The sequence below is a fragment of the Emticicia fluvialis genome, from assembly GCF_024793945.1.
Lineage (GTDB): Bacteria > Bacteroidota > Bacteroidia > Cytophagales > Spirosomataceae > Emticicia > Emticicia fluvialis.
Genome location: NZ_JANUSD010000007.1, coordinates 179,365 through 200,776 on the forward strand (window position 1 = coordinate 179,365; position 21,412 = coordinate 200,776).

Here is a 21,412-nt window from a genome sequence, read left to right on the forward strand (position 1 = left end):
ATACAAAAAGGCGGGAGAATGAATCTTCCGCCTTTTTGTATATCTGCTATTACGTTCTTTTTTCTATCAGGCATATACGTTCAATGCCGATACCACCTCTTTCACACCAATCATTTGCATATTAGAAAGGTGCGTGGTTACATTTTCGGCAAATCCACGTAGTTTGGTTAAATCACTACCCCACAAAGCTTTGTTCGATAACACCTTATTCACCAACTGTTCTGTTGCGTTCTTCTGCCACAGTTTATAAAAATAGGCAGCCGAATCACACTGAATCAGATATAACTCTCCGTCTTTTTGTCCGTAATATTTGCCGTTTTCTTCTTTTACTGCTTTCATAAACAATAAATAAGCAGCAAAACCACGTGCAAAGTATTGAGGAATAGTATTAAACTCTTTATAATAGTTAAGCAATAGTGGAATGTTACGCATACGCATCTTCATGGTATATTGCAGCGTAATGCTAATCCATTGGTGTTCAAGATACGGGTTACGGAAGCGGTCGAGCACCTCTCTGCCATAGCGCTGGCAAACCTTTGGTTCTATTTTGTAAGGAATCGCCGGCACAATCTCGGTAGTCATCAGAATGGTGATAAACTTCTCCATCAATTCGTCAGCCAATGCTTCCTTAACTGTTTCAAAGCCAGACAAATACGCCATACCGCACATCAGGGTATGTGTACCATTCAGCATCCTCAGCTTTAATTCGCGGTATTGCTCTATGTTTTTTTCTATCTTTACACCCGGGTCTGCTTCATAGAAAGACAAAACGTCTTTCACTTTGTCATCGCCTTCAATGGCCCACAGGCGGTAAACCTCTGCAATAGTCAGCAGGTCATCTTCATACCCCAGCTTATCAAACAACTCTTTCAGTTTTTCACCTTTGGGTTTACCTGGCACAATTCTGTCAACCAACGAATTACAGAACCTGTTTTCGGTATTGAGCCATTCGATGAAATCTTCAGGTAACTGATTAAATGCACAAAGTTGCAGAACAATCTCTTTTAGCTTGTCTCCATTACCAACTATCAGTTCTGTTGGCACAATAACGGCACCGGGCAAGCCAGCCAGAAAGCGTTCATACAGCCAGGCAGTCAGTTTTGCCGGAAAAGAAGCCGGAGGTGTTTGCAAAATGCTTTCTTCTACATATTGCAGGCCAACTTCTGTAGTGTTTGAAATAACAATTTCAATGGCCGGGTCTTTGGCAGTTGCCAGAATATCAGACCACTGGCTTTGCGCAGATAACACACGGCTGATAGCCGAAGAGATGATGTTCTCTTCTTTTGGCGCACCCTTGTCAATACCTCTTACACAAATTGTATACAGGTTATCCTGCTCAGCAAAAGTGTCAGCTCCACCTGAATCCGTTGATTTTACAACAACAATCCGGCCATTAAATATTCCTTCTTTGTTAGCTTTATCAATAAAATAATCGCACAAGCCACGAAGCAAAACACCTGTACCAAATTGTAATACTTTTTCAGGAAGTTGAGTTAAAGCGGGCTCGGTAAGTAAAGATTTATCAATTTTCATTAAGGTCTACGTAAAATAGATTATTAAACAAAAATAGACATTACAGGTTCTTATATCAACTAATATTCAATTTAATTCTAATACTTTTTTGCGGCGACCTTTGTACTCATCAGGTTTTTAGACATTTAATTAGTATTATATTATCCATTTATCAAGTTCAGGCTTGTCATAAAGTATAAAAACCAATAATTTCGCCCACAATTAAACCACTTTAAACCGTTAATGGAACAGATTCTAACAACCGCAGCGTTGACAAGCATTGTTACCCTTACCCTATTAGAAATAGTATTAGGGGTAGATAATATCATTTTTGTATCTATTATTTCATCCAAATTACCCAAGGGCGAACAAAAGAAAGCCAGGCGTATCGGGCTTATTATGGCAATGGCCATTCGTATTGCCCTGCTTTTTGTTTTAGGCTGGATTCTCAGACTCGAAAAAGAGTTATTTAACCTGCAGGATATAGGCCTGCCGTGGAATATCGGCTTTAGTGGCAAAGACCTTATTTTGTTGTGCGGTGGTTTATTTTTGTTGTATAAGTCAACATCAGAGATACACCATAAACTTGAAGGTCAGGAAGAAAACGTTTCGGGTAGCAAAACAGCCTCGAAACTGTCGAGAGCCATTATTGACATTGCCGTTATCAATATGGTATTTTCTATTGACTCCATCATTACTGCCATTGGTATGACCAACAACATAATAGTTATGGCCGTTTCGGTGGTGTTATCAACCGTTGCCATGCTTCTGTTTGCCGGAAGCGTAGGAGAATTTGTTGAAAAACACCCGACAGTGAAGATGCTGGCACTGGCGTTTCTGGTAATGATTGGTACACTGCTGGTGGCCGAGGCCTTTAAAGTACACGTACCAAAAGGCTATATTTATTTTTCAATGGCTTTCTCATTTTTTGTAGAGATTCTGAACATCAAAATGCGTAAAAGCAGTAAGCCTGTTAACCTACACAAGGACATAAAATAAACTGATTTTTTTTCAGGGGAATAGATTAAGCATATATTTGTAGAATCATTCCCCTGAATTTTGCCCATGCACCGTCTTAAAAAACTATTATCTCAATTATACACAGGCTGGTGCCTTTTTTGGTTTGTATTAATCTTTCTGCTGTTATATCCGGTTGTTTACATTAGCCTTCAAAAAGAAAACTGGAAAGTTGTGGCCCATCATTGCAACCGTATCTGGGGGCATTTCTTTTTCTTTCTGGCGGGCATGCCTGTAAAGATTATTTATGAAGCCGAAATAGACCCTAAAAAGACCTACGTTTTTTGTGCCAACCACTTCAGTTATCTTGACATTGCCCTGATGGGCACCGTACTCAAAAATTACTTTGCATTTGTAGGCAAAAGCTCGGTAAAAAACATACCCTTGTTTGGTTATATGTTTACGCAGCTACATATTCAGGTAGACAGAAGTAGTAAAGGTAGCCGTACCAAAGCCTTAACCCGTTCTATAAAAGCGCTGAAATCTGGTAGAAGTATTATGATTTTCCCGGAGGGGGGCATTCATTCTACCAGTTTTCCGCAGATGGTTCAGCCATTTAAAGACGGGGCCTTCTCAATGGCCATTGAAAACCAGGTTCCTCTGGTTCCTGTTTCGCTGGTAGATAACTATAAGGTAATGCCTGAAATACTGATGTGGCCTCACCAGATAAGGGTGGTTTTCCATGCCCCGATAGACACAACAGGTTTAACAAAAAAAGACCTGTACGACCTGAAAACACAAGTTTACGGCGTTATTCAGGGCACATTAGATAAATATAAAGCCTAAAGCTCATCATTTTTAAGTATTAGTCTTACATTTGCACCGCCCGTAAATAAGAGTTTTTCAGCTACATTATTACGGTTTAAATATTGCAGAAAAAACAGTATGAAAATAGAACAACAAACTGTAAAGAAAATAGCCCATCTGGCGCGTTTGGAACTAACCGAACAGGAAGAGGTAAAAATGGTAGAGGATTTATCTAAAATTCTTGACTGGATGGATCAGTTGAAAGAGCTGGACACAACCGAAGTTGCACCATTAACCCACATGAGCGAAGAAGTGAATGTGTTCAGAGAAGACATGGCTAACAACCAGCTTTCGCGCGAAAAAGGTCTTAAAAATGCACCTAAGCAAGATGGCGAATACTTTCTGGTACCTAAAGTAATTGAGCAATAATCAGTAAGCCTGCTGCTGTGCCGCCCTGCCAAAACAAAGCAGGCTTATAGCCAGCAGGTAATGGTAAAGATTGGTACTATCTACAAAACTGTTTGCCATAAAGTTCTTATTGAAAGTACCGGCAATAAGCGCTACCACAGCTAAAAGCAGCCATACAGATGCCTGCTTTGCCGCTCTAAACAACCCCCATAAACCGGCTAAAAATACAATAGGTATTGAAACCGTCAGAATTGTATTGAGCAGCGCATAATTTTCGGTTAGTCTTACTACGCTAAAAGTTACCAAACCTAAAGCCAGAACCTCATATACCGGTAAAGCCGGCATTGGTTTTCTGAGCGCCAGAAACACACTGGCAAACACCAAACCAAATGCCCCAATGGTACCTGCCGTATGCTGAAAAAGTTCAGATATTTTAACCGCAGAAGGCATCACCCCCAAAAAACGAAGTGTACCAAACAAAGCAGCTAAAGTAACAGACAAAACAAAGGCGCCCCAGCTTAAGCAAACAGGCAAAGGAAGCCTGAGCAGATAGCGGAAAAACACAAAAATGCCCGTTAGTGTCAGCACAGCGTCTGATATGGCATGAGATAGTTCCATTGGCTGAGTAAGGTGGTTAAAAATCATAAAAAAAGGAAGTACCCCTTAGAATACTTCCTGCAAAATCTCTATTCAAAAATCAGAAACACAAGCTTGCTGCACCCAGCAAGCCGGCATCATTGCCCAATGTTGCTTTTCTGATACTTAAAGTCTTCAGGTAATAAGGTGTAAGCCAGTATTCCAGCTGTTTATTGATTGACGGCATGATATAGTCAAATGAAGCAGATAAGCCACCACCAATCAGAATAGTAGTAATGTCAAGGATTCTAATCATAGACACCAGACCACTGCCCAGCATTTCTCCTACTTCGTCGAATATCTTTTGTGCCAGCTCATCTCCCTCTGCTGCTGCCGCTACCAAACCGGTGGTTGAGATAGTACCGTCTGCAGGCAATTGGGTTTTACCATTATAGTTTTTTCGCATGGCATTGGCCAGGTCAAGTAACTCATTTTTACCTATATTACGCTCTAATACTTTGCCATGTTTTGACGGAATATGACCAGGCTCCATTGCATTACCGCCACCGCCTTTAAATACCTGCTTGTCTATAATCGCTGCTCCGCCGATACCTGTACCCAGCGTAACCATGATATAATCTTCCGGGATATCGCCTTCGCCAAAGTAGTATTCGCCCAAAGCCGCAGCGTTTGCATCATTCTCAAGGAAGAAATCATGATTCGGGAAACGCTCTTTCAAATCCGGAATAATGGTTATACCGTTTATTTCAGGAATGGCAGTAATTTCAATTAATGTAGAACGGTCTCTGGTTATCAGACCCGGAACACCGATCCCAACTTTCTGTACGATTTTATTTTCTGTTAACTGAATAGCAATAGCATCGCCCAAGCGTTCTATAAAATGTCCTGATTTACGCCAGCTTGCCGTATCATGACTATAAAAATTAGAAAGTTTACCTGTTTCTGATTCAACAATGCCCATTTTGACATTTGTGCCGCCTATATCAATTCCCAAATATTCAGTTGCCATTTATTATAGTTTTGTTATTTTATTCGGTTTAAGTATCCTAGTTTATAATTTTCAACAGGTGTTTTTATATTTCCCTCAAAATTAAAAATAAATCTTAATCAAGATAATTTGTAGCAAGGAAATATTACAATTATACGCTAATCAGGGCAGATTTATCCCCGTCAGATACCTCCCATTCCATTTCAAACAAATCAGCCAGATGGCGCTTTAGTTTTTCGGCCACTTCGTCTATTTCTACCAGGCGGCCCAGTTCCAGAGCCAATGAGGTTACGGCCTTGTCGTCAATACCGCAGGGTACTATATTACTGAAATAATCGAGATCGGTGTTTACATTCAATGCAAAGCCGTGCATGGTTACCCATCGGCTCGACTTCACGCCCATTGCACATATCTTACGTGGATTCTTCTGTTCTTTATAATCAATCCATACCCCTGTCAGGCCGTCAATTCTTCCGGCATCAATACCAAAATCAGCCAGTGTACGTATAATTCCTTCTTCCAGTAAACGCATATATTTGTGTATATCGGTAAAGAAGTTTTCAAGGTCAAGTATCGGATACCCCACCAGCTGGCCCGGCCCGTGATACGTGATGTCGCCGCCACGATTGATTTTATAGAATCGGGCTTCTTTCGCTGCAAGTCCCTGCTCGTCCAGCAGTAGGTTTTCCATTTTTCCGCTTTTGCCCAGTGTGTACACATGCGGATGCTGGCAAAAAAGCAGATAATTGTGTGTAAGTAATTGTTGCTCAGGGCTAAGACTTCTGTTTTTTACTTTCAGGTCTATGATTTCGGCAAAGAGTTTTTCCTGAAAATCCCAGCCATTCTGATAGTCAATGAGACCTAAATTAACAAACCTTACTTTTTTATTAATAATATTATTCATCAGTTTTGTAACTTTGTGATATGAATACAGGTGCAAATGTAACGTTCGGGTAGGAACCATTGCCGAATGCATAGCAATTTCTAAGCAAATCCCTGAATTTATGCAGGGAAACTATGAAGAAAAAACCTACGAAGAACGCTTATTTAACACCAGATTCCTGATTTTAGTTGCGCTTGCCAACCAAACACCTGTAGGGTTTAAAGTAGGGTATCAACGCGATAACGACGGCAGTTTTTACACATGGCTGGGAGGTGTTTTACCGGCTTACAGAAAGCTACAGATTGCGCAGAAACTGGCCGACCAACAGGAAGCATGGGCCAAAGAGCAGGGATTTAATGCTATTGTGCTGAAAACCCGCAACCGGTTCAGACCCATGCTGATATTTGCACTGAAAAACGGATACTGCATTGAAATGGTTGAACCAAAAGCAGAAATTGAAGATTATAGAATTATTCTCCGTAAGAAATTAGTCACTTAGCATTTTTAAGAATACAATGATTTATCCAATAGTAGCCTATGGCGACCCGGTTCTGAGAAAAGAAGCACGTGATATTGTGCCGGGTGAAATTGATGTGAAAAAACTGGCCGAAGACATGTTTGAGACCATGTATAAGGCATCGGGCGTTGGGTTGGCTGCACCGCAAATCGGGCTTGACCTACGCATTTTTGTAGTAGATGGCACCCCAATTAACGAAGGAGCCGAAACTGACGAAGATATTGATGAGTCGCTCATAAATTTTAAAAAAGTGTTTATCAATGCCGAAATCATTGAAGAAGACGGCGATGAATGGGCCTATGAAGAAGGATGCCTGAGCATACCGGGTATCCGTGCGGATGTTTACCGCCCTGAGTTTGTAACCATCAGGTATTTTGATACCGACTGGGTAGAACATACCGAAACCTTTGAAAGCATGGCTGCCAGGATTATCCAGCATGAATATGACCACATTGAAGGTATTTTGTTTACAGACCTTATTACGCCTCTGAAAAAACAAATGCTGAAGAAAAAACTGGCCAATATTACTAAAGGTGATGTGGATGTAGATTATCGCATGAAATTCCCTAAGTAATCAATCAGATGGCTGAAACTACCACCGCCCAACAGGATTTAAGCGTTACGCTTGTGCAAACCCATTTGTACTGGGAAGATGCCACAGCCAACCGTGCCATGCTGGAAGAGAAGATATTTGGTATAACAGCGCCTACTGATATAATCATATTACCTGAAATGTTTACCACTGGGTTTACCATGGCTCCGGCCAAGGTTGCTGAGCCCATGAACCTGCACACTACCCGCTGGATGCAACAGATGGCTGCCCAGACCGGGGCCGTAATAACGGGTAGTGTGGTTATAAAAGAACACAATAAATTTTACAACCGCCTGCTTTGGGTAAGCCCTGACGGCCAGGTTGACACCTACGATAAACGCCACCTTTTCAGGATGGGCAACGAGCATGAGGTGTATAGTGGTGGCTCTCAAAGGCTTATCAAAGAACTGAAAGGCTGGAAAATCTGCCCGCTTATTTGCTACGACCTCCGTTTCCCGGTCTGGAGCCGCAACACCAACCTTGCGTATGATGTTCTCATTTATGTAGCCAACTGGCCTCAGGTCCGCATGTATCCGTGGGACTCCCTATTGGTAGCACGTGCCATAGAGAACCAGAGCTATGTGGTAGCAGTAAACCGTGTTGGCCTTGATGGCAACGATGTTCCACATGCAGGGCATTCGGCTGTTATTGATTTCGCGGGAAATGTGTTATTCCGCGAAGTTGACCACGAAATACTACATACACATACGCTCAATAAAACAGCTTTAGACCAATTCCGCCGAAACTTCCCTGCGCATCTGGATGCCGACAGTTTCAATATTTACTAATCAGGCTTCCTGTAAAACCGGTTTTACGGCTTTTACATTAAACTTCAATCTGTACTTTTTCAATATTCTGGCAGCAACTACCCCTATTGCAACTCCGGGTAAAACCCAGGTCAGTATAAATACAAATGCGGGTGTGCCGGCAGGCAAATATCTGGGTACAATGTTTACGCAAAAGGCCGTTAGCGCAGCCGAGTAAGCCCCCATCATTTTGCCTCCATGCCCTAAAAACCAGTGCATTTTCTCGGGTTTCTGATACCCGAGGTAAATTTTCAAATCTCCATAGGCATTAAAAAGGCAAACTATACCGAAGATGGCAAAAAGAATGGCCAGTCCATTGAATCCTTCCGGATGCAAAAATCCATAAACAGAATAGCCCAACATTACCACACCGCACAAACCCACGGCCCAGGCAGCAACCCAGTCAATTAATTGCGGAAAAATAGCCTTTTTCATACTCAATAACCTTTTGCCCGAAAAATTAGGGTAAAAACTAATGATGCCTATCGTAAGAAAGAACTGATACTTCAATTGTGCGGGGTAAATAACAAAGAAAACAATAGTAGTTACAAACACCCCCAGCATAGCCCAATAGAATATCTTACCACTTATGTTATGTGCCTTTTTGCCCTTTTCGGCTATCATAGCTACCAAGCCGGTAGATAAAGAAAGGAATCCGCAGATAACGTGTATTACCAGAAAGAAATTGAAAATTAGCTTTTCCATAGTTTTGTATTTTTCTGAATTGAAAGAATAATAAAAAAAGGCTTATCAGAATGCCATCAGACCAATAGCAATTATTTTGTTTTCATTTACATCAAAGGCGCATTGGTCAAAGTTCGGAGGCCCCATCAGCATAGTTACGTTCGAGAACCCAAAAGGCTCTGCCGGCATTTCTCCGTTCATGTCCAGTTGTTTATTATCGTTCAGGTCCTGATACAACACAATGGCATATTTACCTTCCAGTATATTCTCAAACTTTAAAGATACCTCACCGGCAGGGGTTACTTCTGCAATGGCAGATTTGATACCTCCTCTCGGGAAACTACCAGCATCATTGGTGATAGAAGCATAAACTTTGCCCTGGCGCAACTGAATGCCGTTTACTACCACGGTAACACTATATTTGTTTTGTGCAAAAGAAATCGTAGAAACAAGACCAAGAATGGTTGAAAAAGCAATGGTTCTGATTAGATTCTTCATCGGATTGATTGATTTAAGTTCGTGTTTTTGATGACACAAATTTATATCAGACCAATAAATGACACCAAATGAAAGGGCTGGTTATCAATCCTTTGGGATGTTTGACAAAGCAGACGGGAGATTGACAGGCTTGAGGGAAGAATGACAAAGCCGGTTGTTTTAACCGGTAGTGATTATTTAAGTTTATCAACAATTTCAGAATACTTGCGGGCTACAGGAATTGTCAATTCAAACAGTTGCAGATGCAATTTATACCCCTGGGCATTACCGGTTACCTTCTCAACCTTGCTGAGATTAACAATGTAAGACCTGTGGCAACGAACAATAGCGGGCTGTTTTATCTGGTTCTCTAAACGAGTCAGACTACTTCTCAGTAAAACTTTTTGGAGGGTTTGTGCCTGATTGTAGACTATAGTAGAATAATTGTCTGATGACTCAATAAAAAGCAAATCGTCAGCTTTCAGCTCTAAAACATCTTTCTCGTTTTCGGCTATCAGTTTTAAAGTAATTCCTTTTTCTTCTTCTTTTGTGGTAGCATTAACTGCTTGCACTATGATAGTCTGATTATATTTTTTAAGCTGAATAATGTAGTTAGACATTACCCCGAAAGAAATGGGTATCAGGCCAATTAGCGCTACAATAAAGAACATTGCCAGAAAGCCCGTAACTGAAAATGGAACATACCTGAAAAAAAAGCTGGAATACAGCATATTGGCAATTGTAATAAGCGCAAGCAGCAGCAGTATATCTGCAATTTCTTTCCAGACAACCCATACTTTTTCATTGTAGACACGCGGAAAAACCGAAGGCAGCACAAACCGATGTATAGCTGTGCAGATACTGACAATAGCCCCAAAGCCTGTCAGTACCCAAATTTTATAAGGATGCTCCCATTCGCTGAGGCCAAAAGGCTTAAAAATGATAAAAAACAGGGCTACGCCGCTTCCCTCTGCCAAACTTTTCCAGAAACGGTTTTTTCCGGACTTATGGTGAAAAGGATACGGCTGCTGTAAGATTTTAAACATTACTAAAAACTATTGGCAATTTTGCTGATGAATAGCGTAATGATAGACGGATACGAAAGCGTAACAAATACAACACCCCACAAAGCACCGTAGATGTGCGCCGTATGGCCAATGTTGTCGTACTGTTTTTGAGCCATGTATCTTGAATACAACAAATACAAAATACCAAATATCCAGGCCGGAATAATAGGAGGCAAAGGAATAAAGCCCATTTTGGCAGTGGGCTCAAACATAATAAAGGCAAAAACTACCGAGGCCACCCCGCCCGATGCACCAAGCGCATTGTAACCCGAGTTATTTTTCTTACTGAAAGTATCTGGTAAATTGGCTACTATAATGCCCGTTAAATAAAGTAACAAATAAAAGAATCCGGCTTTGGCACCGAATATAGCGCCAAAATATGCCTCTACGCCGTCGCCGAATATGTATAAACTGAACATATTAAAGAACAAATGCCCGAAGTCGCCGTGCAAAAAGCCCGAGGTGAGTAATCGCCACCACTCGTTGCGGCGGTGTACTGTATAAGGATTAAGAATATACTGGTACGTCAATCTACTATTGCTGAATGCAGCAATACTTACTACCGACGTAACAATAATAATAACAATGGTTATAGACATTATGGTTTAGTTTTCGCGTTCAATCAGCATTTGTATCAATTCAAGCAGGGGCTGTTTCTTTTCAGACGGAGCCACCAGTTTCTCAAGGTCTTTCAACCCTCTATTAAAGTAATCGTTCATTCTGGCCTCAGCCAGTTGCCTGATGCCAAGCGAATCATAAATGGTAGTTATTGCCTTTACTTTTTCATTTTTATCAAAAACCGGGGCTGCAAGCCATTGGTGCAATTCTTTCTCTTCTGCCCTACCCTTGGCCTGTGCAAGTGCTTCTATCAATAAAAACGTTTTTTTGTTTTCAATAATATCTCCGCCTACCTGTTTGCCAAATTTCTCCGGGTCGCCGTACACATCAAGTATGTCATCCTTCAGCTGAAACCCTATACCCAGATTGGTACCTATTTCAAACAATAATTTTGTGGTGGTTTGGTCAGCTTTGGCTATCATTCCACCTAATTCAAGCGCAAACCCTAATAAAACAGAGGTTTTCTGCCTGATCATCTCAATATACTCCTCTTCCGTTACATCGTTACGGGTAGCAAAGTTCATATCCTGCTGCTGGCCTTCGCATACTTCGGCTGCTGTGCGGTTAAATCTTTTAATTACCTGCTTAAATATAAGGTCGTTCACGTCAGTCAGTAATTCATAGGCGCATATCAGCATTACGTCACCAGAAAGAATAGCTACATTCGGGTTCCATTTTTCATGAACAGTTGGTTTTCCACGCCTTAAAGGAGCTGCATCCATGATGTCGTCATGCATGAGAGTAAAATTGTGGAATACCTCTACCCCAATGGCCGGGCGAATGGCTTGTTGCCAGTTATCTGAGAATATATGGGTAGCCATAACCGTAAGTAAAGGGCGTATCCGCTTACCGCCGATAGACATCAGATAATCAATGGGTTGATACAACTCTGCCGGGCTCTCGCCATAGTTCAGATGACTGATTTCGTTTTCAATGGCGCTAAAAAAAATCTTTGTGGGCATCTTTTTTGTAGAAGTAAGCAACAAAATAAATTAAACTTGGCAACACTACCAAGTTGCAGGCACATATAAAGTGTGAGTGCCTGTAAATTGCAATGGTTTAGCAGATAAACGCTATTCGCCACCCAGATATTTCTGAATAACCCGAACTACTGTGTCTTTTATAAATGGCTTGGTAATGTAATCATCCATTCCGGCGTCCAGGCATTTTTCTTTTTCACCTTTTACTGTTCCGGCTGTTAAGGCTATAATCGGTACCCGTTTTTCAGGGGTTTCCATTTCACGAATCACCTGGGTTGCTTCCAGCCCGTTCATTTCAGGCATTTGCATGTCCATAAATATTATATCCGGATTTTCAGTCTTAAATATTTCTACGGCTAATTTTCCGTTTTCGGCCTCTAAAATTCTGCCATAAGGAAAAACCGACTTAAAGATGGTTCTGGCAAAAAGCATATTTACTTTGTTGTCTTCCACCACTAATATGGTCAGGGTTCGGTCGTCTATATATTGCAGCGGGTTGGGTGTTTCAGACTTTTGAACCTCCTCAATTGACTTCCTTGCTATATTCGACATCGCCTCAAATACCCTCTGCATAATTACAGGTTTCACCAGCCTTTTCCTGATATGTAATTTCTCAGATTCGGAGTTGATGTATTCATGGTTATTTGAGCTGTATATCAGCATAACCGGTAGCTTTCTGGCATGATACTTTGGCTCGTGCCGTAAAATGCGTACGGTATCAAGGCCATCCAGAAACGGCATGTGGTAATCAATAATGAGCAGGTCAAACTTTTTACCTCTTTCTAACATCTCCAGTACTTCCTGACCGTTCACTGCTTCTTCATAGCTTATTTCGCGTAAATCGAGCATACTTTTCAACAACGTACGGTTCGTCTTATTGTCGTCAGCAATTAAAACCCTTTTAAACAAATCCAGGTTTTCCCATTCGTCAGATTCACCTTCTTCTGATTTAAGCTTCAGGTCAAAATAAAAAGTTGTACCACGGTTCAGCTCACTTTCTACTTTCAGTTCACTGTACATTAGAGCCAGTAGTTTATTAGAGATAGTGAGCCCAAGGCCAGTACCACCAAACTTGCGGGTGGTAGAGGAGTCTTCCTGCGAGAACGCATGGAAAATCCGTTCCTGATTCTGCGGTGCAATGCCAATACCTGTATCTTTTACGGTAAACCTGAAAGTATTCAGATTATGCTTTACATCGCCCAGAACCTCCAGTTTTAATTCTATTTCTCCGGTTTCTGTAAATTTAACTGCATTACTGAGCAAATTAACCAGAATCTGTTTTAAACGAACCACATCTACCCAGATGTATCTGGGTGCATTAGCCGGAATATTGAGCAGCACTTCCAGGCTCTTCTGGCTTGCCTGAAAAGTAATAATATCTGTAACCTGGGTAAGCAATTCATGAATATCAGTCTTTACGGCCACTATCTCCAGCTTTCCTGCTTCAATTTTAGAGAAGTCCAGAATATCATTAATGATATCAAGCAATGTATTGGCCGACTGAAAAACGGTAGACATATATTGCTGCTGTGTATTATCCAGTTTGGTTTTCATTAGCAAATCAGTAAAACCGATTACGCCATTGAGGGGTGTTCTGATTTCATGGCTCATATTGGCCAGAAACTCCGACTTGGCCTTGGCACCCTGTTCGGCCTCTTCTCTGGCTTTCCGAAACGAATAAACAAACCTGTAAGAAAGAATAAGCGCCTGAAAGAAAATAAACCCAAAATACCCAAAGAAAAGATAATAGGAAGACGGCTGTATATAACCAAAATAACCCAGGATATTCAGCGCCACTGCCAGGCCTAAAGAAGACATACTCAGCATGGCAAATACAGAGCCTTTTTTCTTATGAATAAATGCCTGTAGCGCCTTATATAAATTATAAGAAACAAAGAAAAGAATAATAAAAAAGAACCCCTGCGAAATATACGTAATGAAATAAACAGGCGATACAACAAGTGAGATAATGTAAACTATACAAATAAACTCTACTACGTCTATCACAACATTTTTACGCGGATACAAGGCCTTGAGGAACCTCGCAAACAAATAAATGCAAAAGAATATGGTAAAGTATTCAAGAAAGAATGTAATCCGGAAATCAATGCCGGGTATGGCCTGATTAATGTAATAAATTTTATCTACACCTATAAGTCTGTAAATGTAAACCAGACAATAAAGGGCAAAGTATATCACAACGGGGTCTCTCTGCCCTAGGAAATAAAGCCCGAAGAATATTAGGGAAACCATCAGCAGAATACCCGTCAGAATCAGCACTATTGAAAGCTCGGTTATCCAGAGGTCTTCCATAAACTGATTACTGCCCAGTATGATTGGCTGCGAAAAACCACCACGGTAATGGTCAAAATTTGCCACTTGCATTACCAGATGCAGGGTGTCTGACTGCACCATATACATCTTCTTAACCGGTAGCCAGTAAGGGCTGTAGGTTTCTTTAGAAGTACCCACCACCCCGTTTTCAGAAAGTTCCTGGCAGTTAATCCATATTTTATAGCTCGAATAAGCTGCCGGTATAAAAAAAGATATCTGGGGGTTTTTCTTGTGGTCTATATAAATTTTAAGTGTGTAGGTGGCGTAGCCAAATGCCTTGAATGGTTCACCCAGTTGTTTCAGGTTGTTCCAGATAGTAGTTTGCGGTATGTAATAATCAGGCCTGGTATTGGTTGCCTGCCCGGGGGGTAACAGCTTGTTCCAGTAGAAGCCCCATTCGCCTGAAAGATCGATATGGTTATTATTGTGAGAAAAATCTGCTTTACGTAAATCTAATTCACCAGATTTAAAAGGCTGCGCAAATGCAAAAGAAGACAGCCCTAATAAGATAACTCCTGTCAGGGCTAATGCAAAGCATTGGTTGATGTACCGAAAACAACTAATCATCTACCTTATAAATAGTTTCTGGCCTTTTAACAAAACCGGTTTCCCCCACCTGTGCTCCCTAAATGCCTGTTTGAATATCCTGTTAAAGTATATACTTCCGAGCCGGTATCCGAATACAAGTTAAAAAAAATCTTATTGAAAAATACGAGTAAAAAAACAAATCACTTTCTACCATATTTTGGGTCACTAATTAACAGCAACAAATGTGCCTAAATAAATATGTAACCAAAAAAACATTATTATACGTAAATAAACCAGGCAGCATAAAAAAGCCCGGCAAAAGTTTGCCGGGCCTGTGTTTTTTTTAATTACCGAAAGACATTTATCGTAAAGTTTTCTAAAAAACAATATCCATAAATGCAAATTACTGAAATCATTAACCAGAGCAGATGCCCTGCCGTGCCAGAATTACTACTTAGATGTTACTTCTTTTAAATCTACTTTAATTTGTGTGTAGTAAAGTGTTGTGGTAGCTTCAAAACCTGAGTCAGTTCCTACAATTACCCAAATGTTACCGTTGGCATCAGACTTACCGGTAAACTCTCCGGTTCTTTTTACCAGCTTGTACTTGCTTTCGGTGGTTCCGTTGGCCACATTGCCAATTACCTTCATGTCGTCTCCGCTGGTAGCCTGTTGCATTTTCTTGATGTTCATCTCATAGTTCTTGGTGGTATTATTGGCTACTTTTTTCGGTTCTGTTGAAGTAAGGCCAATACCTACATACACGCTTTCAGCCGGCGACCCGCCAACACCTACCGAACCATCTGGTGCATTAGATGCAAATTCAACCTCGAACGTACCTTTGTAAAACTGGTTGGCTTTAGGTACGGTCATTTTCTTGGTTAGAAACATGAAGAGGTCGTCGCTGTGGTTGTTTCCTGAAATCCTGAATCCTTTTTTGAGGGTATCAAGAGGCGCAGGTAATTTAGCATCTTTTTTGGTTGTCAATTCGTAGAACGTTTCCTGGCCAATCGGATAATCTGCAAAGTCGGCGCTCCAGCCTTCAGCAGAAACATTAAACTGGTCGTTTAGCGATAGTTGTGGGGTGGTGGTTTCTTCTTTTGAACAAGCAAATAAAATGGCTACCGAAACAACACTTAAAATGATTTTTTTCATGATTTTTTATTGGATTTGTTTGTTACAGGGATACAGTTTGAAAAACATTAGTTGGAACTGGCAGCTAACAAAAGCGCATAAAAAATTGTATCTTATTGAATGTCAGGCCAATAAAAAACAAAAAAAAATGGCAAAAACTTTTCAGAGCTGCCCATACACCCGGGTACGTATATAGTAAAATTTTAAGCGTTTATATGTAGTTTTTGACGGCTGAAAAGGTATGGCGGACATACCTTTTTGTGGGATATTCCGTTATTTTTTTGTTTGAAATAATTTAGGCCCGCAACGCATTTATCAGCCTAAAATCTATCTAATATGGAATTGTGATTGTACCTTTGTTGTTTGTTATTGTATAAAGATTTCCGGAGATTAGAACATGGTAGTACCTTATAAAGAAAAAGAACAAGGAAAACGCGAGCAAATTGCTGAGATGTTTGACAACATTTCGCCAAAATATGATTTGCTGAATCGTTTATTGAGTGTGGGCATTGATGTTTGGTGGCGAAAAAAAGCCATTTCAATGCTTCGTTCGGCCAAACCACAATTAATTCTGGATATTGCTACCGGCACCGGTGACCTGGCCATTGAAGCCGTAAAACAACTGAAGCCGGAAAAAGTGATAGGTGTAGACATCTCTGAAGGGATGCTGGCTATGGGTCGCGAAAAAATGAAGAAGCTGGGTCTTGACAAGGTAATTGAACTCAGAAGCGGCGACTCAGAGAAATTACTGTTTGAAAACAATACTTTTGATGCCGTTATCGTTTCTTTTGGAGTAAGGAACTTTGAAAACCTTGAAAAAGGGCTTGCCGATATGTATCGCGTTACTAAAGACGGCGGCACTTGTTTAATCATTGAGTTTTCAAAACCAAAAGCACCCATAATCAAGCAGCTATATTGGTTCTATAATTCTACTATTATACCCTTAATCGGGAAAATAATTTCTAAAGACAACGCGGCTTACAGTTATCTGCCTGAGTCGGTCAAAGCATTTCCTGAAGGAGACGATTTCCTTCGTGTATTTCAGCGGGCCGGCTATTCAGAAACCAGACGTGTGCCTCTTACTTTTGGCATTTGTACGGTCTATATCGGCAAGAAAAAGGCCTGACGGGTGTTTCAGAATTATGGATGATTCCTTTTCTTTTGTTTGAATGAAAAATTACCAAGTATCCTTTTCACTAACCCTGATTACCTCACAAAAAAAAGCCTTTCTGTTTAGAATGGCGTGCTTTCTTATAGCGGTTTGTTTATTTTTGCCTGCCCGGGCGCAAATGAATAAACGCATCTATCAGGCTGACTATGATGCCAAAACTGTTAAATTTGGCTATTTTGTAGGCATACCTTTTACACACCTGAACATGAAGTTCAACAATTACTTCATGAATTCAGCCAATAACAATTATGCAGTTTCTTCTCCGACAACCATTGGCTTGAAACTGGGTGGGGTGGCCAACATTCAGCTCAATGATTTCTTTGATTTCAGGATATTACCCACAGTAGCCCTGTATAACAGAAAAATTGATATCAGATACATAGACCCGGCTTCTACACCCCCGTTTGAAGAGAGAAAGGAATCACGCGAGAGCGCCTGGTTCGAACTCCCGCTTATGGTAAAGTACAAGTCTTTAAGACGTGGTAACGTGCGGATGTATGTTTTTGGCGGGGTCAGATATGCCATAGAAACCAACCCCATTAAGAGAAGAAATGCCACGCAGTTTAACTCAAAAGCCAGCGATTTCAGCCTGGAATACGGCACCGGGCTTGAGATTTTCAGAGAGTATTTTAAGTTTGCACCAGAGCTGCATTTTTCTCATGGCCTGGCCAATCTGGTAAATCGTTCTTCCGCTGCCGGCACAACCATGGAAGGCATCGACAGGCTCACTACGCATACAGTTACTTTATACTTTTTATTCGAATAGCTCATGAAGCACATCGCCATTTTTCTGGTTCGTCTTTATCAGGCAGGTATTTCTCCCTGGTTTCCGGCCTCATGCCGCTATACACCTACCTGCTCTCAGTATTCAGTAGAAGCATTTCAGAAACATGGTTTTTTTAAAGGCCTTTTACTGACCGTCAAAAGAATAGGCCGTTGTCATCCCTGGGGAGGCCATGGTTATGACCCAGTTCCCTGAAAAATTACTATATTTGCATTCTTCTTCATCAACTATTGATATTTTGCATTATATCAAGAATAATCTTGACATTTCGTTTATTTATTGAAAATCAATAGCTTAGCTCGTTTTTAGGTCTGAAATAGTCTGTAAATTTGAGCTGCAACAAAACCTCCCTAAAGCAATGACTCTCGAAGAGCGCCAGTTTCCGATTGGCAAATGGAAACCCGAAGAGCTGTATTCTGAAGAAGAAATGGCCCAGAATGTAAGCATTATAGAGCAATATCCGGCTAAATATACCGAGTTGACTAAAAACCTGTCGGCAGAGCAACTGGCGCAGTCTTATCGCGAAGGCGCCTGGAGTATTCATAAAATAGTGGTGCATATTTCAGATATGCATATTCTGCATTTTGCCCGTTTTAAACAAACGCTTTGTGAAGATAACACACAGGGATACGGCTCAAATATAAATGGCTGGGCGAATAATCCGGAGGTAGAAACCGTACCTCTTGCAGATGCCCTGCTACTACTGGAAGCTACGCATAAACGCTGGGTTCACCTGCTGAAATCAATGTCGCCCGCCGACTTCAACAAGAGCTTTTTCCATGTAGGCCGGCAAATGAACGTGACTTTAACGCAGGCCTTACACATGGGCGCCTGGCACAGTAAACACCATCTGGAGCATATCAAGATTGCGTTGCAAAATCCGCAATAAACCTATATTAATCAGGCTTTAACATCAACACCTATTTTTAAGAGACTTTGTTATCCATGAGCAATCCGTATTTTATAATTGATTTCGACAGTACTTTTACTAAAGTAGAAGGGCTTGACGAATTAGCCAATATAGCCCTGATGGGTAATGCCAATCAGGAAAAAATTGTAGGCGAAATAAGAAAACTAACCGAAATGGGCATGAACGGCGAGATTTCGTTCGGCGAAGCCCTGCACAAAAGAATAGAGTTACTTAGCGCTAACCGCGGCCATATTGAAAAACTTGTTGACTTACTGCATACCAAGGTATCTGACTCTTTTCAAAGAAATGAGAAATTCCTGCGTGAGTATGCCGATAATATTCTGATAATATCAGGCGGATTTAAAGAGTTTATTGTACCTGTGGTAACAGCCATGGGCCTGAGAGAAGATAAAGTATATGCCAATAACTTTGTTTTTGATGCAGAAGGCAACATTATTGGCGTTGACAACGACAACGTGCTGGCACATGCCAATGGTAAAGTTAACCTGCTGCGCTCGCTGAATCTGGAAGGCGACGTTTATGCCATTGGTGATGGTTACACCGACTATGAGCTGAGAGCCTCTGGCCTTGCCAACCGCTTTTACGCCTTTACCGAAAATGTTGAACGCGAAAAAGTAGTGGCCATTGCTGATCACGTAGTGCCGTCGCTCGATGAGTTTTTGTACCTCAACAAACTACCTCGCAGCCAGTCATATCCCAAGAGCCGCATTAAGGTACTTTTGTTAGAAAATGTACACCCGGTAGCTATTGAATCTTTCAAATTTGAAGGGTTTGATGTGGAATTCCACAAAGGAGCGATGGATGAAGCCGAACTGGCAGAGAAAATAAAAGGGGTTTCTATACTGGGTATCCGCTCAAAAACCAATGTTACCAAAAAAGTACTTGAAAATGCCGATAAACTAATGATTATCGGGGCGTTTTGCATTGGCACCAATCAGGTCGACTTAAAGGAATGTACCGACAGAGGTATTGCTGTTTTCAATGCGCCTTACAGCAACACCCGTTCGGTAGTTGAACTGGCTGTGGGCGAAATGATAATGCTTATCCGGAATATTTTCGAGAAAAGCACGGGTATGCACGCCGGCAAATGGGATAAATCGGCCAATAACAGCTTTGAGGTACGTGGTAAAAAACTGGGTTTGATTGGTTATGGCCATATAGGCACACAATTATCGGTAATTGGTGAGGCACTGGGTATGGAAGTGTACTTCTACGACATTGTAGATAAAATGCCGATTGGAAACGCCAAAAAATGCCGCTCACTGGAAGAAGTACTACGCGTAGCCGATGTGGTAAGTATGCACATAGACGGCCGTAAAGACAACACCAATATTTTTGGCAAGCGCGAGTTTGAACTAATGAAAAAGGGTGTGATATTTCTGAACCTAGCCCGTGGCCATGTGGTGGATGTACCTGCACTGGTAGAGGCCATTAAAGAAGGCAAAGTAGCAGGCGCAGGGGTAGATGTGTTTCCTTACGAGCCAAAAACCAATAATGAAGAGTTTATTAATGAGTTAAGAGGCTTGCCGAACGTGATTTTAACCCCACATATCGGCGGCAGTACCGAAGAGGCACAGGAGAGCATAGGGCATTATGTACCTGAACGCCTGCTGGAATTTATGAACAACGGCAGCACCACGGGCAGTGTCAACTTCCCGGAACTGCAATTGCCACTGCTGAAAGACTCGCACCGTTTGTTGCATATCCACAAAAATGTACCGGGTATTCTGGCTAAAATCAATAATATTTTTGCCAAACATGCCATCAATATCAATGGCCAGTACCTGAAAACCAACGAAAAAATAGGTTACGTGATTATGGATATAGACAAAGGCTATACTGATGCCTTTTTACAGGAGATTAAGGATATTGAAGAGACGATACGGTTCAGGATGTTGTATTGAAGTTTTTATTGTTTACAAACAACCAAAAAGCCCCGAAAGAATATCTCTCAGGGCTTTTTGGTTAATATATGGCTTATGATTATCAGTCTTGCTTATCATAGAGCGGGTCGTATTTCAGGCCGTATTTATCTAATACATCCTGCGGTACGCCTTTCCATTCGTTAGGGGTGTTACCCATATAACCGAGGTCATCAAAGCCCATACGGGTGGTATAGAAGCCGGTTACAGTCAGGTTTCTGATTTGTGAGAAAAACGAGGCACCCTGGCTAAACTCCGGTTTTACATCGTCCGGATACGCTATATCTTCTATAATCTCAATGCGTTGTGCAGGCGTAATCAGGGCAAAAGTTTTGCCGAAGCGCTTGCCGCTCTGGTTGTCCAGCCATTTCAAACCACCTCTGATCGGTGTCTGATATTGCGGCATATCTTTTACGATAAATTCGATAAAAGCAGGAACGCCGGCTTGTGTAGCGCTACCCGATTTACTATCGGCCGGAATAATAATATCTACTAATATGGCAATAGAGGCTAATTCTGACGCAGTCAGGAATTTATCAGCCATTATCTTTTTATCTCTCTCTATTTCTTCCGGAATACGCGCCGGAGTAGTCTTAAACGGTTTTGGTTCCGGTGGAGCCGCTACGAGGTCGGTGGTTGGTAAAACGGCCATTCCCAACGAACTCAATGAAAGTGCTTTTAGTGTATCTCTACGTTTCATGTCTTGAAAATGGTT

Annotated in this window: 23 protein-coding genes; 11 read left to right on the forward strand and 12 right to left on the reverse strand. The window is 41.3% G+C overall.

Annotated features, from left to right (window positions below):
- Positions 1 to 66: 66 nt before the first annotated feature.
- Positions 67 to 1,533 carry a tagaturonate reductase gene (locus tag NZ848_RS10230; protein WP_259015411.1) on the reverse strand — a complete coding sequence of 489 codons (1,467 nt, stop codon included), beginning with the start codon at positions 1,531 to 1,533 and terminating at the stop codon, positions 67 to 69.
- 222 nt (positions 1,534 to 1,755) lie between these two features.
- Here NZ848_RS10230 and NZ848_RS10235 point away from each other — a divergent pair, with 222 nt between their 5' ends.
- From NZ848_RS10235 to gatC, 3 genes are all read left to right on the forward strand, one after another.
- Positions 1,756 to 2,511 carry a TerC family protein gene (locus tag NZ848_RS10235; protein WP_259015412.1) on the forward strand — a complete coding sequence of 252 codons (756 nt, stop codon included), beginning with the start codon at positions 1,756 to 1,758 and terminating at the stop codon, positions 2,509 to 2,511.
- A gap of 66 nt (positions 2,512 to 2,577) precedes the next feature.
- On the forward strand, positions 2,578 to 3,315 hold the full coding sequence (locus NZ848_RS10240; RefSeq protein ID WP_259015413.1) for a lysophospholipid acyltransferase family protein: 738 nt from the start codon (positions 2,578 to 2,580) through the stop codon (positions 3,313 to 3,315).
- A 99-nt stretch (positions 3,316 to 3,414) separates the two neighbouring features.
- Positions 3,415 to 3,705: an Asp-tRNA(Asn)/Glu-tRNA(Gln) amidotransferase subunit GatC gene (gene gatC / locus NZ848_RS10245; protein ID WP_259015414.1), complete on the forward strand. Its 291-nt coding sequence runs from the start codon at positions 3,415 to 3,417 to the stop codon at positions 3,703 to 3,705.
- Here gatC and NZ848_RS10250 read toward each other — a convergent pair whose 3' ends face one another.
- From NZ848_RS10250 to lipB, 3 genes are all read right to left on the reverse strand, one after another.
- Positions 3,706 to 4,302: a hypothetical protein gene (locus NZ848_RS10250; RefSeq protein ID WP_259015415.1), complete on the reverse strand. Its 597-nt coding sequence runs from the start codon at positions 4,300 to 4,302 to the stop codon at positions 3,706 to 3,708.
- Between the two features lie 79 nt (positions 4,303 to 4,381).
- The gene (locus NZ848_RS10255; RefSeq protein WP_259015416.1) at positions 4,382 to 5,290 is read right to left on the reverse strand and encodes an ROK family protein; all 909 of its coding nucleotides are present in this window, start codon (positions 5,288 to 5,290) and stop codon (positions 4,382 to 4,384) included.
- A 130-nt stretch (positions 5,291 to 5,420) separates the two neighbouring features.
- Positions 5,421 to 6,173, reverse strand: a complete 753-nt coding sequence (gene lipB / locus NZ848_RS10260; RefSeq protein WP_253531082.1) for a lipoyl(octanoyl) transferase LipB — start codon at positions 6,171 to 6,173, stop codon at positions 5,421 to 5,423.
- A gap of 100 nt (positions 6,174 to 6,273) precedes the next feature.
- Between lipB and NZ848_RS10265 the strand changes: the two genes are divergently transcribed.
- The 3 genes from NZ848_RS10265 to NZ848_RS10275 are packed head-to-tail and all read left to right on the forward strand — an operon-like array spanning position 6,274 to position 8,049.
- Positions 6,274 to 6,651: a GNAT family N-acetyltransferase gene (locus NZ848_RS10265; RefSeq protein WP_259015418.1), complete on the forward strand. Its 378-nt coding sequence runs from the start codon at positions 6,274 to 6,276 to the stop codon at positions 6,649 to 6,651.
- A 16-nt stretch (positions 6,652 to 6,667) separates the two neighbouring features.
- The gene (def, locus tag NZ848_RS10270) at positions 6,668 to 7,243 is read left to right on the forward strand and encodes a peptide deformylase (RefSeq protein ID WP_101724652.1); all 576 of its coding nucleotides are present in this window, start codon (positions 6,668 to 6,670) and stop codon (positions 7,241 to 7,243) included.
- A gap of 8 nt (positions 7,244 to 7,251) precedes the next feature.
- The gene (locus NZ848_RS10275) at positions 7,252 to 8,049 is read left to right on the forward strand and encodes an amidohydrolase (RefSeq protein ID WP_259015419.1); all 798 of its coding nucleotides are present in this window, start codon (positions 7,252 to 7,254) and stop codon (positions 8,047 to 8,049) included.
- Here the strand turns inward: NZ848_RS10275 and NZ848_RS10280 are convergent, their stop codons facing one another.
- The 7 genes from NZ848_RS10280 to NZ848_RS10310 all read right to left on the reverse strand — a co-directional run bounded on the left by NZ848_RS10280 (position 8,050) and on the right by NZ848_RS10310 (position 15,910).
- A complete protein-coding gene (locus tag NZ848_RS10280) occupies positions 8,050 to 8,772 on the reverse strand; it encodes a hypothetical protein (RefSeq protein ID WP_259015420.1) in 723 nt (240 codons plus the stop codon).
- A 45-nt stretch (positions 8,773 to 8,817) separates the two neighbouring features.
- The gene (locus tag NZ848_RS10285; protein ID WP_253531094.1) at positions 8,818 to 9,249 is read right to left on the reverse strand and encodes a DUF2141 domain-containing protein; all 432 of its coding nucleotides are present in this window, start codon (positions 9,247 to 9,249) and stop codon (positions 8,818 to 8,820) included.
- A 173-nt stretch (positions 9,250 to 9,422) separates the two neighbouring features.
- A complete protein-coding gene (locus NZ848_RS10290) occupies positions 9,423 to 10,274 on the reverse strand; it encodes a LytR/AlgR family response regulator transcription factor (protein WP_259015421.1) in 852 nt (283 codons plus the stop codon).
- A gap of 2 nt (positions 10,275 to 10,276) precedes the next feature.
- Positions 10,277 to 10,894 (reverse strand): rhomboid family intramembrane serine protease, encoded by a 618-nt coding sequence (locus NZ848_RS10295; RefSeq protein WP_259015422.1) that lies wholly within the window; start codon positions 10,892 to 10,894, stop codon positions 10,277 to 10,279.
- A gap of 6 nt (positions 10,895 to 10,900) precedes the next feature.
- Positions 10,901 to 11,875, reverse strand: a complete 975-nt coding sequence (locus NZ848_RS10300; RefSeq protein ID WP_259015423.1) for a polyprenyl synthetase family protein — start codon at positions 11,873 to 11,875, stop codon at positions 10,901 to 10,903.
- Between the two features lie 111 nt (positions 11,876 to 11,986).
- Positions 11,987 to 14,794 carry a response regulator gene (locus NZ848_RS10305; protein ID WP_259015424.1) on the reverse strand — a complete coding sequence of 936 codons (2,808 nt, stop codon included), beginning with the start codon at positions 14,792 to 14,794 and terminating at the stop codon, positions 11,987 to 11,989.
- 411 nt (positions 14,795 to 15,205) lie between these two features.
- A complete protein-coding gene (locus tag NZ848_RS10310) occupies positions 15,206 to 15,910 on the reverse strand; it encodes a hypothetical protein (protein ID WP_101724659.1) in 705 nt (234 codons plus the stop codon).
- Positions 15,911 to 16,286: 376 nt separating this feature from the next.
- Between NZ848_RS10310 and ubiE the strand changes: the two genes are divergently transcribed.
- The 5 genes from ubiE (at position 16,287) to serA (ending at position 20,679) form a co-directional block, all read left to right on the forward strand.
- Complete coding sequence (gene ubiE / locus NZ848_RS10315) at positions 16,287 to 17,015, forward strand: bifunctional demethylmenaquinone methyltransferase/2-methoxy-6-polyprenyl-1,4-benzoquinol methylase UbiE (RefSeq protein WP_101724660.1); 729 nt, start codon at positions 16,287 to 16,289, stop codon at positions 17,013 to 17,015.
- Positions 17,016 to 17,127: 112 nt separating this feature from the next.
- A complete protein-coding gene (gene porT / locus NZ848_RS10320; protein ID WP_449240105.1) occupies positions 17,128 to 17,826 on the forward strand; it encodes a type IX secretion/gliding motility protein PorT/SprT in 699 nt (232 codons plus the stop codon).
- A 3-nt stretch (positions 17,827 to 17,829) separates the two neighbouring features.
- Positions 17,830 to 18,039 (forward strand): membrane protein insertion efficiency factor YidD, encoded by a 210-nt coding sequence (yidD, locus tag NZ848_RS10325; RefSeq protein ID WP_101724662.1) that lies wholly within the window; start codon positions 17,830 to 17,832, stop codon positions 18,037 to 18,039.
- 163 nt (positions 18,040 to 18,202) lie between these two features.
- Positions 18,203 to 18,733, forward strand: coding sequence for a DinB family protein (locus NZ848_RS10330; RefSeq protein WP_259015426.1), 531 nt, complete (start codon positions 18,203 to 18,205; stop codon positions 18,731 to 18,733).
- A gap of 56 nt (positions 18,734 to 18,789) precedes the next feature.
- The gene (serA, locus tag NZ848_RS10335) at positions 18,790 to 20,679 is read left to right on the forward strand and encodes a phosphoglycerate dehydrogenase (RefSeq protein WP_259015427.1); all 1,890 of its coding nucleotides are present in this window, start codon (positions 18,790 to 18,792) and stop codon (positions 20,677 to 20,679) included.
- An 82-nt stretch (positions 20,680 to 20,761) separates the two neighbouring features.
- On the opposite strand, the gene NZ848_RS10340 is transcribed toward serA, so the two are convergent.
- Entirely contained in the window at positions 20,762 to 21,397 is a 636-nt protein-coding gene (locus tag NZ848_RS10340; RefSeq protein ID WP_259015428.1) for a gluconate 2-dehydrogenase subunit 3 family protein, read from the reverse strand.
- Positions 21,398 to 21,412 lie beyond the last annotated feature (15 nt).